Raw genomic sequence first — 14739 nt, 5'->3', positions numbered from 1 at the left:
TCAAAAAAATAAAATGATAATTGCGTAATGGTATCAATCAGTATAACCTCATACCCCCTACACCTTATGGGGTATATCTTTATACAAAATCAATATTAATGCGTATTAGTATCATATTTCTATCAAAACACATGTGGAAACTTATGAAGTAGTTAATCATAAGAAGGCAAATGGATATGTGAAAACATATATTTCAGAAAATAGGCCTCTAGATGAAAGTATTGTAAAAGATATACATGCAATTTTGATAGAGAATACTATTGTTGGAGAAAGAGCAATTAGTTACTTGCATTAAATTAATAAGAGAGTAAGTGTTTAAAAGATGATTTAATGTAAGTTTGGTTGAGTAGACTGAGATAGAAGTTGTAATTGAATAGATATTAAGGTTTGACCGCTAACTGAGTAATTTAATATTCTTAGTTAGCGGTCTTTTTAGCTTTTTAAGATCTAGTGGTTTCACCGCTTACTCTATAATGTCTATAGAATCATCTATTCTTACATATAATTCTTTAGGCATTCTTATATAAAAATCAGATGGCAGGTTATTCTCGTTTTGAGTATTGAGTGCATCATAAGGTCTAATTAATGGAGATGATCTAAGGTTTTCGAAAGAGCCTTGAAGATTTAATATGCCATAGCCCCATTGAGGATTAGGATATATATCACCAGACCTTTTACTAGTACCCCTTGTGAAATAAGAAATAGAGGTAGGGCCATATATGTTAGGGTCATTTCCCAGGATGATTCCCCATTCTAGTAGAAGAAGTGTGGCACCGCACAGTACAGCACCAGCTACAGAGCCACCAGAAAGTAAGATGGTTTCATTATTTAGTCCTGTAGTTAAAGCCATAACTCCACCTGTAGTTAAGTTAGGTTTTACTCTATTATCCGCAGTAAATCCTCGACCTGATTCTGCAGCTATAGTATTATTATTTTGATTATAGAAAGAGGTAGTTATAGATTTTTGGGCATTAGCTGGTGCTTGAAGTGTGATGTATGGGTTAGGATTTATTACTCTAGTAGTTAATTGTATAAGTGGCCTTTGAGGCAACCACAGATTATATACTCCATTAACTATATAATCTCCTTTGAGTCTTAACTGCCAAAGTCCAGCTTTGGCATTTTTAATAGTTATATATATAGATTCATTTCCACTAGCAAATTCAGGGTTAAAAAAAGCGATGTTAATTATACTATTTTCAAGAATTAAATTAACTTGCTCAAACTTACTAGAAACAAGTCCAGATTGTATAGGCTTTGCAATTTCACCACTAGGAGAAATTATTTCAATAGATATTACATCAGGTCTTTGAACCCAGAACATGAGAACTAAATTATTTTCATTAGAACCTACAATAATCTCCAAGTTTTGAATTGTATTACTTTTTAGAAATCTACCATAACCATGTGTTAAGCTAGCTCCTTGATTACCAGTGTTAGTTACGAAGATAAGTCCCTTTCTTGTTGAAAAAAAGTTAATATCTTCTTCTATGGATGTAATACCTTCATGTCCACCCCAATTTGTTCCTGCAGAGATCAGAATACTCATAGGTTTTGTCGAAGGTGATGGATTGTAATTTATTACAAACCTCATTGCAATATAAATATCAATACCTTCAAAAATCGGTGTGCTTCTTCTATCATTGATTCCCGCTAATTTAAGATTACTAGTTTTAAATTCCTTAAGTTTTACAATTAAAAATTCACATTCAGGAGCACTGCCTATAACATTATTTAACCCTCTCGCACCAACTAAACCAGCTACATTTGTACCATGTCCTAACTCATCTCTTGAAGGAACTATATCATAAGGATTCCCACCTTGATTTGATACTTGAATAGCTCTATTAATTTCATTTTGGCTATAAACAGTGCCAAAAAATGCTATAGGGTCATCATTATTATTACTTTCAATAGTTTGATCCCATATACCTATAATTCTTGTAGTTCCATCAGGGTTTTGAAATTGAGGATTTAAATAATCTATACCCGTATCTATAATTGCAGCTACTGTACCTTTCCCTGTAAGATTTAAATAGGTTTCTCCGTGAAATTGGGTTATATTAGCAGCTTCTACTGGTTCTATAGCTGACAAGGTGTAAGGAAAACTAAAATCTATGTTAAGTATATTATTAAATCTATTTATGAAGTCAGTATAATTAGCAGTTCTCACAGAAGCAATGTAGGCACCCTCAGATACTTTAACAGCGCATACGTATTCTAGTTCTTTAACCAGGGTATTAAAGTCTCCTGTATACTTAATGAATAAAGTTACATAATCTTCGCTAATGTAGGCCTCTCTACACAGATTAATTTCTCTGGATGTACTTAGAGTATTCATTTATAAAATTACAACTCCCCCAAATATCTATCTATTCATATTATTCAATGAGACTTAAAGTAGTTACAAATTAAATAAATATAGAGTTAATATAAGATTATTGAATAAAAATTTAACTATAGCAGAAGATAGTAATGCTACACTCATGGGTTATAAAAATATAAGGAAGTAACAAGATATATTTTTATGTAGTATAGACCTTTAAAACTAAATTTTATAAAGAGATATAAGGAGGTATTTTTAAATGACAGATCATACAGGACACGTTAAGGTTGAAAACAAATGGGGGACTCCTATCGCATCAATTTTTTTAAGACATAGGAGAGGTAATGAAGAAAGTAAGGAAGAATCTACTACTTTTATTAACATACCTAATAATGAAAAGACTGAAAATATGGACTTTACATATACAACCGGAGCTGCTTCTCCATTTGATTATTGGTGGATTAAATTTGTTACCTCAGCAGGAGTTACATTTACATGCAAGGATAACTTCTATTGCTCTGTTGATAGTGATGATAATGGTTATGTTACTATAAAATTAAATGGTGATGATGAACAAATGTATGTTAACTTCTCACATTCAAGTGGATGCAAGTGTTCTTTAAAAAAGGAATAAAGGGTGTGGAAACTCAATGAAAATAAATTCAGATATAAAAGAAAAAGAATCTACTTTATCAAGTAATATATCCGCTGTAACAGTAGAGGATGTGGTTAGATGTTGTTTCAGTTCTCCACCTAGCTATGATATTTATAGTGGTGCGCCACACTTTATTTATGTGAACGGAGATTTTAATGATATCACTTTTCATTATAATGCTTATCAAAAAGCTCATAATGATATGTATTCTATAAGTAATTGTTATGATGAGGCTGCTTACCTTCAGTGTAATTTGAAGCAATATGGTTATAACTCAAAATATTGTTTTATGAATCCTTTTGGATATATAAATGAAACAAATTTAAAAGGAAGAGGAATGTGTAATAATCCGTTTTATGGGAGTACTGGTGATGCTAAAATTCTAAATTCTAATGACCCTAGGAGAACATCCTTTGGAAATCATGCTTTTTGCTATATAGAATCAAGCAAAAACATAGGAGATTGCTGTGCTGGTCCACATACTGGAAATGAAGATGTTAATAAATATATTCTAAAGTCAATTGATCAAACAAAAGCACATGGAGATACAAGAAATATAGCCTATTATGATGGTGTAAAAAGATTAGGCTACAATACGGGAATAGATGAGATTACTGATTTACAGTTTACTAGAGAGTTTTCAGAAAAAATAGGATATGTTCATAAGGGAAATAATGAAATGTTAGATAAATTTGTTGTTTGTGAATGGCCTAATCCATGTGAGTATCCATACTTAAAGGAACAAAATTGGAAATTGGATTATGAAGACTTGTTACCTGGATTAGATGAGGTAGTTAAGCTATGGAAAATAAGTAATGACAAAGAAAACATAATGGTTAGAGTTTTTGTTTCAAGTAAAGATAATAATATATCTTTAAATAGATTTCTATCATTAGGTTCAGTTACAGAATTATGTGAAAATCCTTTTGAAAAAGGACCAGAATTTTTAGGACAATATTCTGCTATGTTTAAAACTAAATATTACTCTACATATTTATGGGTAGTTAATAATGTTGTATTTGATGTTAGAGCTTATAACTTAACATGGGATGTTGAAGAATTTCTTAAATGGTTAATGTCACTTGCATTAAATAATATAAAGGATAGCATTGATGAATATAGGCCTATTGTGGACACATTAGATATATCAAATATAAGTGAAAAGAATTTTATAGATGACAATCTAAATGACCATATATTGAAATACTTTATTGTAAAAGATAAAACATTGATGATGGCACATAAAGAAGAAAAATCTATAGAAATTGTTGAAGATAAGAACTTAGATAATGAAGTTCTATATATAGCTGTTAATGAAAAAACATTACTAGCTAATGGTAAAAATATTTCTATGAAGATGAATTAATATTTTACTACTTAGTTATTTCAATAGAAATATTGGTTAAATAAGATAATTTAAGTTAAATGCGATAGCTCAATAAAAATGAGTTACCGCATTTTGTTTATATATGGTTTTATGCCTACTTTTAAGTATCCAAGTTTTGAAAAACTTTGCCAGTTTACTTATATAAGCAAGCGGGTTTTCCCATTGTGCAAGTATACTGAGAAAGCTCACTTAAGATAAATTTCTGATTAGCCTAAGGTTTCTTTGTCTCTCTTTAAGGGAGTTATTGTTTTACTTTTCAGCAGCGTCTGCATCAGCTTTAGTTATATGAACTGTATCACGTGGATGCTGAGGTGGAGCATAAATAGAGTACAATTTAATTGGTGTATTACCTGTATTGATTAGATTATGCCATTTACCAGCTGGTATGATGAAGGCAAAATCATCATAGACCTCTTTTTGAAAATCTAAGTTATCTTTTCTGTCGCCCATTTTAACAAGTCCTTCACCTTCTTCAATACGTATGAATTGATCAAGATTAGGGTGAATCTCTAAACCTATTTCTCCTCCAATAGGAATACTCATCAAGGTAAGTTGCAAATGAGTTCCAGTCCATAAAGCAGTACGAAAAGTATCATTTTGCTTAGTAGCCTCATCAATATTTACTACAAAGGGTTCTGGTCCATAATCCTTCAATTCAATAAAACTATTAGTATATTCAGATCTTAAAAAATTAAATCTTGATTCATAATCAATTTCATCAGTATAAGGGATATATTCATTAGGATACATATTTTTATTCCTTTCATAGAACTATAACATTATAGTATTCTCCAAGTTTGGAAAATGTGCTTGATTCACAGGAATACTATGCAACAAGGTCATAGCACTAAAATTAGAAAGTTCATGAATTTCTGATTATGTATATTTTCTATTAGTTGTATTTTTTTTCTTGTCATAATTTACTTCTCATTAATATATCTCTTGTACGAGAATATCGTTACTTTTTCTCTACTACAACTATTTTACTATCTGAGGAGAGTATACTTTGATTAACAAATTTTAAAACTAAATTTGTCATATATGCTTAGTATTTCTTGGATATAAGCATAAACTTTAGGAAATAATAAGGCTACAAAGTATGAATGGTTAAGAAAGGATTGTAGTATGTCTAATAAAATACGTTATTTTATAGTTAGTTATATGAATTATTCATGTTTCTGAAAATATAGAGATATTAAAAAAATTAGAAGATTATTTACGAAAAAATGAGGAGTGGATTAAAAAATATCAATTAAAATTATATGTAAGAGATAGGTGGTTATTATGAATACACAATATGTCCAAGGAGATTGTATATTTACAAGAATTAATAAAACGATAAAACAGTATGAGTATTTAACAGAGGATATAGAGACAGAAGTAATAATAATAGGTGGAGGAGTCACAGGGGCAATTTTAGGATACTATTTTAGTAAAAGTAATATTAATTGTGTTATTTTAGAGAAATCAAGAATAGGTCACGGCAGTACTAGTATAACAACCTCATTACTTGAATATGAGCTTGATAGTAATGCTATGGAGCTAAAGGCATATACGAGTATGGAGAATATAATAAAATCATATAAGTTAGGACTAAAGGCATTGGATGAAATTCAAGAGTTTATAGATAGATATGGTAATAGGTGTGATTATAAAAGAGTAGATAGTTTTTTATATACAGCTAAGAAATTAGAAAAGAAGGAGATGGAAGAAGAGTATTATATTAGAAAAGAGGTTGGATTACCCGTAGAATTTATTGATGAAGATAATAATCCTTTTTTATTTGATGTAAAGGCAGGTGTATTAGGTAAAGGTGGAGGAGCTGTATTTGATCCCTATAAATTTACTCATCATCTAATTGAGGTCAGTTGTAAAGAGGGATTAAGAGCATATGAAAACACAGAGGTTATAGATGCTAAATATAGTAATGATAGTGTTACCGTAGAAACTGTATACGGTTATAAAGTTAAAGGGAAAATTGTTATTATAGCTACAGGGTATAATACAGAACTTTTCACTAAAAGGACATTTGGAACTAAGACTACTACATTTAATATTGCAACTAGGCCAATAGATAACATTGAGGAAATTTATAAAGACATAGTTATTAGAGATAACAGAGTTCCTTATAATTACTTTAGAACAACTAGAGATAACAGGTTAATAATTGGAGGAGAGGATATAAACTTTATACCAGATATATATAATGAAAAGTTATGTAGTAAAAGTTATGAAATATTAGAACAAAGACTAAAAAGCTTATTTCCAAACTTAAATATAGATATAGAATATAAATATTGTGGAGCATTTGCATCTACTCAAGATAATTTGGGTTTTATAGGTGAAGAGCCTACTAATTCTAAATTATGGTATTATTTGGGTTATGGGGCGAATGGAATATTATTTGCTATGCTAGGTGGAATGATGTTAAGTAAATTATATTCTGGAGAAGTAGATAAAGATCTGAACCTGTTTAAAGTAGATAGATTTGAACATTAAAATTTGTGCAACCCTATTGATGCAGAACTTGTAATAGGCGTTGCACAAACTATTTCTATGAAAGAAAAGAATGTATTATTGCCTGTTTGTATTATTCCAGCTGTTGTAATAAATATGTTGTGAGATATCCTTTGGTGGATAATGTTCATCATCTTCATTGGTTTCACCAATTGGAGTCATTGCAACTACTTTGAATTTTTCAGGAATATCTAAAATCTTACGCACTGCTTCTTCCTCGAAAGAACCTACCCAGCAAGTTCCATAACCTTCATTTGTTGCTGCCAATACCAGATGTTCCATAGCAATACCGCAATCCAACATAAAATATGATTTATTATCAACATCACCACTTTCCGATGGGTCTGCAACTATAACAGCAATGATTGGCGCTTGTTTAAGTGCATTTGATGTTTTGTCAGTTTTGTTTATAATTGTATTGGAGATTTGCTCTCTTAAATTTTGTTCATTGATAAAAATAAATCGATAACAAGTTTTATTTTTCCATGAAGGTGCCATTAAAGCAGCATTGATAATTTTATCTAATTTTTCTGTGGGTATAGGAGTTGACTTGTAGCTCTTATTGCTTGTTCTGTTTTCAATTACTTTATAAAAGTCCATTATTATTCACCTTCCTTATTACAATAATTTTAAATTTACAAAATGATAATCTAAAGCTCGAATTTATGAAAAGAGCCGTCCTTATGTATTTTAGTATGTGTGAATATGTACTTTTTATACTTTAAGTAAAACTATAAATAATAAAAGAACTACAGATAGTATTTAGGTTATTGAAAAAAATGGTATAACTTATGTAGCTAAAATTATAATATGTTGATAAATAATGCTAGGCAGAATTGTCCTTAGCAGTTAGATTAGAAATTTTAGACGCTGATATAAATTTAAGATGGAATTTATCTTAGTACTATTTTAAATCTCACTCGTAAAAATAAACACAAAAAATAAAATATCATATTGACACTACTACTGCGTGATACTACATAGTGGTAGTAAGTAATACAAAATATCAGTAATACTAGATAGTTAAGAGGTGATTTATTTGGAAAATATTACGGGAAACAACATGACTAAAGAAATGAAAATTTTTGAATCGAGAGCTAAAAAGCTACCGGCTAATTATCAAGAGGCATGGGAAAAAATAAGGTTAATCTTTGGCAACACTCGGATTTCACTGGTCGCAACCTAATGCCAATTCTTGACGGTGTGCTTGGCCTGCTCGAAGAAACGGATGTGGACGGTCGGAGTGTAAAAGATGTTCTGGGTGACGACATCAAAGGCAAAAAAGAGTGGCGGGTGCACGTAGCGCGTGTTAAAGCGCTACCGAAAGATTTTCAGATTGTTTATAAAGAGATTCAAAAATATCTTTTTAAGGTTGGACCTGTTGAGTTAACCGACGGGATAGATTTACTCTCCGGGATTATTGATCTTTTTGAAGAGGGTGTGGCCTTTGGGAAAGGCATCATCGAAGTGACGGGCAGTGACGTAGCGGCTTTCTGCGACAATTTAATCAAAGATTCAAAAACCTACGCTGACATCTATAAAGAATCTGTTGACCAAGAAGTTAACAAGGTCATGAAAAAGGTTACGGATAAAACAAAGTAAAAGAGAGATATGGGTTACCCTTGCTTGATGTATAACGATAATAGTTGTATTTTATATCTTTGCCATGAGAATATATATAAAATTATAATTTAACTTTGTATTAAGTATAGTTCTTACTCATAGGGATAGATTAATCTAAAAGAGTATTATATTAATAACCTTTTGTATAATTGTATAAGAATAATGTGGTAACACATGTTGAAAGTGTTGTTAAGCTGACTATACAAATTACGAATTAAAGTTGTTTTAATATTAATAAAAATATGATTTGCCACCATAAGTTTTGTATGAAATGTATATAGATTATTTTAGATGTAGGGAATTTGATGAGATATTTAAGATTATGACTAAAAATGCAGGTCAGATTCAATACGTAAGTATATTATCTAGCCTGCAAGTGATCATGTAAATTATACACATAAGATATAAAAAGGAAACTTCATGTAATAGATTTAATAGATTAAAGAAATTTATTTAAGTTCTAATTTACATTTAGTTAACAGTCTTGTTTTGGATTATCTACAGTAACGGATGATAGTCTTGCAGCGAAAACGCCAATATTACCTGTAATAGCACCTTCATCACCTTCACCGACTGTAACTATTACAGCATAGGTGCAACATTCATTTAAACATGAATCGCAATCACATAAAAAGAATGTGAACGTCCTAGCAATAAGAGATGGCGTCGCTACTGTAAAAGAAAATGGTCCTCCTATTGGGAGTGGCTGTTGATTATCACAGAATTTAAATAATTGAAATATTAAGGTTCCGGAAAAACCTACTCCAATTAGATTGCTTGTAAATTCAAGTTTTGTACATGGATTACAGAATTTAGAAGTATCTATGGTGAGAGTAGCAACAGTAGCGGTAGTTCCTACTAGTGAGCCAGGTAGTACTACTTGACCAGGTTCACCGCATTTTAAATCAACTGGACATTGGGAGTCACAGTTACAACTTTGAGCATAATTTAAATCAACTTCTGACATTGGATTCATAGATTATTTCCTCCTAGCATATTGAAAAATATTAATAATACAACTTAGAATTAATGTGAATTTTTTAAGAGTAGGCTGATTTAGTATTTATTAGAAAATTCTTATAATACAGGATATCAAATAAATGAATAATAGTGATTATTTTTTATGAATATTTGCTTTTAGTAAGCGAATTGAGTTAAATATGTTCTTTGAAAATTAAATAGTACAGTCTAAGAGGATTTTTTATGGAGGTATATAAATATGCAAAAGTAGTGAGTATTTTCGAAGGAAAATAATATAACCTGCGGCGCTTGTAAAGATTGTTAGGGGCAAGCTCTTGATACTTGTTATGATTTATTCCAAAATGTAAGCTCTTGTTTTATAGTTAAGTTTCATAATTTATTTTAGTTAATAAGTCTTCATTATAAGATAATATTACTTACTAAATTCATATTTTAAAGATGCAATTTATATTATCTTAAAAATATCACATAGTCAATAGATCTTTAGAAGAAATGTGAAATATAACCAATGTTGAAGCTGATAAATTCATGGAGTAGTTCAGCATACTTTTATCATTTGAAATTAAATTACTTAATCTATATAATCGCTCTTATAATGAATCAAGGCAAAATACAGGGGGTATTAAACAATTATGAAAAATGATTTTACAAGAGTATTATTAGAAAATTGTTTAAATATAGAGGATTTAGATATTAATCTTAATAAGCTAAACTTTCAGTTTTCATCAAATCCTTTATTGATAGGTGGAAAAGCTAAGGAATATTATAAGATAAGAGAATCAGGTAAAGACATTGATTTTGTCATAACACAAGAAGATTATGAATTACTATCATTTAAGTATCCTAATAATGTAAAGGAAATATACGATGACTTTGGAGTTTGTAAATATGAATTTGAAATGTGGAAAAGTATTTGATTGTTTGATTATAAGTTTCTTTCAGAGGACGCAATTGAAAAAGATGAATTTTTAATAATATCATTTGAAAAATTAATGTTTTTAAACGTTTTAGGAATGAGACAACCTAAATACTTAAAGGATTTAAAATTAGTAAGAGATAGGATAGCTGAAATAAATACTTTATTGCATGACTTCTATTGATAATAAAACTAATTTTATTAGGTCATAATTTCATAAATAACATTCATTGTTATTTAATAGTAAAAACGCTTACTTTTAATCGTAAGCCTTTTTTAAGAATAATAATATTTTTTACAACCACCCATGCAAGGGCTCCCAAAGAATCCGAGCGGTAATATATCAACTACCCTGAATGTAATAGGGTAGTTGATAGGATAGATTTTAAATTTTTTAGTTTTTATCTCTTCCGAACAGGAATCCAAACTTCACTATAAGCATAATCTTTTTTGTCTCTATCCATTTTAGTAAAAGAAAATGTAGGGGCATTAATTACTTCATAATCGGATGATAGAAGCCATTCAGAGTATACTTTTGCCATTGTATTTTGTAGAGTCGATGGAAATGGACCTTCGTTTGGGAAGATTGCCCAAGTATATGCATCTACAGGCACTTTTTCTAATTGATCACTCACTTGATTTGTAGTTGTTAAAACACCTATCAAGTGAGTTAAATCTCCTTCTTCTTTTAAGAAATTAGCGTCAGCCTCATAAGAAGCATTGACTATTTCATAGGGCTCAATGTTTTGAAGAGAATGCATTTCTTTCCTTTGTTCTTCAGTGATGCTTTGTGCAAGCTTCACAATTTCATTATTAACACCTTCAAATTGCATAGGGATTCTTTTGCTTACACCTACTAAATTAAATGCGGGTTTGTCTTCAATTCTAAATTCCATATTAATTCCTCCTTTAACTGTTATAATAAATGAAAGTTTAGGGAAAGTTTTACTGATACCATTTTTCATAACTTCTGAGGGTAAAAAACCACACCATTTTTTAAAGGCTCGAGTAAAACCATCTATTGATTGATAACCGTATTTTAAAGCAACATCAGTAACTTTTTCTCCATGTAATAAATTCATACTAGCTTCAGATAACTTTCGATTTTTAATATATTCACTAAGCGTCATCTCTGAAAGATAAAAGAAAATTTTCCTAAAATGATAATCAGAAACACCAGCATAAATAGAAATTATTTCAAGAGATAGGTCATCAGTTAAATGATCTTCAATATAATCAATTACTTTATTTAAATCTTTTAACATTATCTTCTCACCTTCCATATCTACATAATATCAAAGCTGCTTTTTTCATGCTCGACTTTTTTTACATAAAAAATATCGAATTGGACCTATATCAATAACTAAGTCATAGAAACATGCACTATCATAAGGGTTGATTTTACTGATAAAGGAATGAATATTTTTTTATCTGCTATCATTTGTTGAAATTGACTATAAATATATTGATTCCCAAGATCAATGAGAAGTATTATACATTTGTATTAGGTACAGCATATTTATGAATCAAGTAACTTTATACCCAATTAGCACCTTGTCATCGGCATAAATCACAGTTTACTGTTAGATTGAAAAATTACTAAATATTACCTTTATATAAAAATTGTATTGACATTGGAAAAATAATGAATTAATATTTTACTATAGCTTAATTTAATATGAAGTCGAAGGGAGTGTTATTATGACAGCAGTATTTGAGGTGGTTTTGAACTAATTAAATATAGAGCAAAAGGGTTTTTAAAATGGATGAAGATGCCATTTATTCATGTTGCCTTTTGCTGATGTTATGAGTATAACCGTTCGGCCTAAATAATTTTGGTGGTTAACGCGATGCAGGTTATCGTGTTTTTTTTATGCCTATAAATTTATTATCCCGCAGGAGGTCTATTCTCTTTGCGGGATTTTTGTATCCTTTTTTAGAAGACGGATCAAACTAATTTGTTCTAACACTTATAATAATGTTTTATATTATGGAATTAAAATAAATGAAGGTTCAATAAAGCCGTGATATTGTAATAATTTACGAATTAGGCTTAGTGATATAAGTTATTGTGATGAAAGGAAGATTTTATGAATTTAGAAAAATTAGGTTGGAATAATTATTTTGAAGAAGAATTTAGAGTGTATTTTAATAAAGGTCTTATTGCTGGAAGAATAGTTTCACAGCAGAAAAATAACTATTTACTACATTATGAAAAAGGTATAATAGCTGCAAAGCTTGCAGGTAAATTTAGATATAATGTAGCATACAGTAAAGACTTGCCAGCAATTGGTGATTGGGTAGCTGTTCAGTTAATAGAAGGCAGCACCAAAGGAATAATTCAAGGTGTTTTGCCTAGAAAGAATTGTTTTGCAAGAAAACAACCTATATCTGGTGGAAGAAAGATTAGAAATGGAATAATAGTAGGAGGGCACATTGAGGAGCAGGTTGTAGCTTCAAATATAGATACAGCTTTCATTGTAAGTGGGCTTGATGGAAACTTTAATATCACAAGAATAGAAAGATATATTACATTAGCATATAACAGTGGAGTAAATCCAGTAATCATTCTAAATAAAGCAGATGCATGTAATAAAATTGATGAATATAAAACAAAAGTAAATGATATTGCAATAGGAATACCTATTTACTGCATTAGTGCTATAAGTAATATAGGCATGGAGGTTTTTAAGGAGTACCTATCATATGGTAAAACAGTAGTATTCTTTGGTTCTTCAGGAGTAGGAAAATCAACTATTATTAATTATTTACTTGGAGAAGAAAAACAGAAAACAGGCTCTGTTAGTTCAGCTAATGGAAAAGGTAGACATACAACAACTAGCAAGGAACTATTTTATCATGATTCTGGTGCAATGATAATTGATACTCCAGGGCTTAGAGAGCTTCAGCTTTGGGGTGATCAAAATGGAGTTGAAGAGAGTTTTAAGGATGTAGCTAGGTTATCAGAAAATTGCAAGTTTAAGAATTGCAACCATGATAAAGAGCCAGGCTGTGCAATAAAACAAGCTATAGAAGATGGTATCATAAGTCAAGAAAGATTTGAAAGTTATATGAAGCAGTTAGGTGAGATAAAAAGGTTAAGTAAAGAAAAAAGGCAATATGAAATATTTAAAAGTAGGAAAAGTAAGAGGGGATGTATGTAGTATGGTAGTAGAACTTAATAGAGCTGATTTTAATAAGGTTACGGATTTATTTATAGATTTAGAATATAATTTATCAATTTTCAGTGTTATAAATAAAATCAATCCAGGCAGGATTTTTGTTAACAATGTGGACAATCCAACAACAGCATTAATAATAAGTCCCGAGGGTATGTATTTCGCAGGAAATGCAAAAGATGATGACTTTAATTGTGAGTTAAATAATGTATTGAAAGATGATATTTTTAAAAAAGCATTAGAAAAAAGTAAGGTAGATTATATAGTTTTTTATTCTTCAAAGGAATGGAAAAATTCATTTAAAGATATATTTAATTCTCTATATCCAATGGAGGATGATAGAAGATACCTAGAACTAGAAATAGATAAATTTCATAATGTGGAAGTATCGGAAAAGGTAAAAAAAATAGATAGAGAAATGTTGCTAGATAGTAATTTGAAAGAAATTGATGATGTAAGAGAAAGTATAATTGAAAACTGGTCTTCCATTGATAATTTTTTAGAAAAGGGATTTGGGTATGTATATATAATTGATGGTGGTGTTGTAAGCAGATGTATAGCTGACTGTGTAGTTGAAGAGAGATGTGAACTAGGAGTAGAAACAGAAGAGGATTATAGAAAAAAAGGATATTGCACACAAGTGGTTATTGCTGCTTTAAATCATTGTAAAAATAACAATATAAAAAATGTAGGTTGGCACTGTTGGGATAATAATATTCAATCCTATAAATTAGCTGAAAAAGTTGGATTCCAGCAAAAAAAGAATATTAAAGTATATTTTGGGTGGTATGATTTATACGATAATTATTTAATAAATGGTAATTATTATATCAAGAAAAATGTTAATTACAAGCTTTCAGCTGAATTTTATACTAGAGCCTTTGAAAATAACCGTGGGTTTCTATGGCAATTTTATAACGCAGCATGTGCTTACTTTAAAATCAATAAGAGGGAAGAAGCTAAAAGATATTATCAGATTGCCTTGAAAAATGGATGGAAAGGCATTGAGCCATTAAAATCAAGTCCACTATGTGAATATCTCTATGATTTAGAGGATAGCAAAAGGATTGAAGCAGAATTAAAAATGTAGGAGACTATTTTGAGTATTGCATTTGCTCTTTATATGATTTAGAATGGTGTGGAAAATGAAGAAGT

12 protein-coding genes and 2 pseudogenes are annotated in these 14739 nt (G+C 29.9%); 9 read left to right on the top strand and 5 right to left on the bottom strand.

Features of this window, described 5'->3' with window-relative positions; genetic code table 11:
* Positions 1 to 133: 133 nt before the first annotated feature.
* A complete protein-coding gene (locus B3Z56_RS17415; protein WP_346877074.1) occupies positions 134 to 295 on the top strand; it encodes a hypothetical protein in 162 nt (53 codons plus the stop codon).
* Between the two features lie 168 nt (positions 296 to 463).
* Here B3Z56_RS17415 and B3Z56_RS17410 read toward each other — a convergent pair whose 3' ends face one another.
* On the bottom strand, positions 464 to 2341 hold the full coding sequence (locus B3Z56_RS17410) for a S8 family peptidase (RefSeq protein WP_346846368.1): 1878 nt from the start codon (positions 2339 to 2341) through the stop codon (positions 464 to 466).
* Positions 2342 to 2585: 244 nt separating this feature from the next.
* Here B3Z56_RS17410 and B3Z56_RS17405 point away from each other — a divergent pair, with 244 nt between their 5' ends.
* A complete protein-coding gene (locus tag B3Z56_RS17405; RefSeq protein ID WP_346846369.1) occupies positions 2586 to 2960 on the top strand; it encodes a hypothetical protein in 375 nt (124 codons plus the stop codon).
* A gap of 16 nt (positions 2961 to 2976) precedes the next feature.
* The gene (locus tag B3Z56_RS17400; RefSeq protein ID WP_346879275.1) at positions 2977 to 4347 is read left to right on the top strand and encodes a hypothetical protein; all 1371 of its coding nucleotides are present in this window, start codon (positions 2977 to 2979) and stop codon (positions 4345 to 4347) included.
* Positions 4348 to 4617: 270 nt separating this feature from the next.
* Here B3Z56_RS17400 and B3Z56_RS17395 read toward each other — a convergent pair.
* A pseudogene (locus B3Z56_RS17395) lies at positions 4618 to 5109 on the bottom strand (cupin domain-containing protein); the annotation flags it as partial.
* A gap of 543 nt (positions 5110 to 5652) precedes the next feature.
* Here B3Z56_RS17395 and B3Z56_RS17390 point away from each other — a divergent pair.
* Positions 5653 to 6867 carry an FAD-dependent oxidoreductase gene (locus B3Z56_RS17390; RefSeq protein ID WP_346879274.1) on the top strand — a complete coding sequence of 405 codons (1215 nt, stop codon included), beginning with the start codon at positions 5653 to 5655 and terminating at the stop codon, positions 6865 to 6867.
* A 75-nt stretch (positions 6868 to 6942) separates the two neighbouring features.
* Here B3Z56_RS17390 and B3Z56_RS17385 read toward each other — a convergent pair whose 3' ends face one another.
* Positions 6943 to 7485, bottom strand: coding sequence for a nitroreductase family protein (locus tag B3Z56_RS17385; RefSeq protein WP_346877070.1), 543 nt, complete (start codon positions 7483 to 7485; stop codon positions 6943 to 6945).
* 463 nt (positions 7486 to 7948) lie between these two features.
* Here B3Z56_RS17385 and B3Z56_RS17380 point away from each other — a divergent pair.
* Together B3Z56_RS17380 and B3Z56_RS17375 are read left to right on the top strand one after the other, a co-directional pair.
* Positions 7949 to 8163 (top strand): annotated as a pseudogene (locus B3Z56_RS17380) (DUF1048 domain-containing protein); the annotation flags it as partial.
* Positions 8143 to 8487 (top strand): DUF1048 domain-containing protein, encoded by a 345-nt coding sequence (locus B3Z56_RS17375; protein ID WP_346877193.1) that lies wholly within the window; start codon positions 8143 to 8145, stop codon positions 8485 to 8487. The pseudogene B3Z56_RS17380 and the gene B3Z56_RS17375, both read left to right, overlap by 21 nt.
* 496 nt (positions 8488 to 8983) lie before the next feature.
* Here the strand turns inward: B3Z56_RS17375 and B3Z56_RS17370 are convergent, their stop codons facing one another.
* Positions 8984 to 9484: a DUF4489 domain-containing protein gene (locus B3Z56_RS17370; RefSeq protein ID WP_346879273.1), complete on the bottom strand. Its 501-nt coding sequence runs from the start codon at positions 9482 to 9484 to the stop codon at positions 8984 to 8986.
* 637 nt (positions 9485 to 10121) lie between these two features.
* Between B3Z56_RS17370 and B3Z56_RS17365 the strand changes: the two genes are divergently transcribed.
* Positions 10122 to 10406 carry a hypothetical protein gene (locus B3Z56_RS17365; RefSeq protein ID WP_346879272.1) on the top strand — a complete coding sequence of 95 codons (285 nt, stop codon included), beginning with the start codon at positions 10122 to 10124 and terminating at the stop codon, positions 10404 to 10406.
* 400 nt (positions 10407 to 10806) lie between these two features.
* On the opposite strand, the gene B3Z56_RS17360 is transcribed toward B3Z56_RS17365, so the two are convergent.
* Complete coding sequence (locus B3Z56_RS17360) at positions 10807 to 11670, bottom strand: AraC family transcriptional regulator (RefSeq protein ID WP_346879271.1); 864 nt, start codon at positions 11668 to 11670, stop codon at positions 10807 to 10809.
* A gap of 825 nt (positions 11671 to 12495) precedes the next feature.
* Between B3Z56_RS17360 and rsgA the strand changes: the two genes are divergently transcribed.
* Both rsgA and B3Z56_RS17350 read left to right on the top strand, forming a co-directional pair.
* Complete coding sequence (gene rsgA / locus B3Z56_RS17355; RefSeq protein WP_346879270.1) at positions 12496 to 13569, top strand: ribosome small subunit-dependent GTPase A; 1074 nt, start codon at positions 12496 to 12498, stop codon at positions 13567 to 13569.
* A complete protein-coding gene (locus tag B3Z56_RS17350) occupies positions 13526 to 14674 on the top strand; it encodes a GNAT family N-acetyltransferase (RefSeq protein ID WP_346879269.1) in 1149 nt (382 codons plus the stop codon). The genes rsgA and B3Z56_RS17350 overlap by 44 nt, the downstream gene beginning before the upstream one ends.
* Positions 14675 to 14739 lie beyond the last annotated feature (65 nt).

Origin of the sequence: Clostridium sp. UBA7791 (assembly GCF_002480755.1) — a bacterium.
Lineage (GTDB): Bacteria > Bacillota > Clostridia > Clostridiales > Clostridiaceae > Clostridium_J > Clostridium_J sulfidigenes.
The sequence above is the reverse complement of the archived record's forward strand: the minus strand, read 5'-3'. Positions and strand labels throughout refer to the sequence as shown.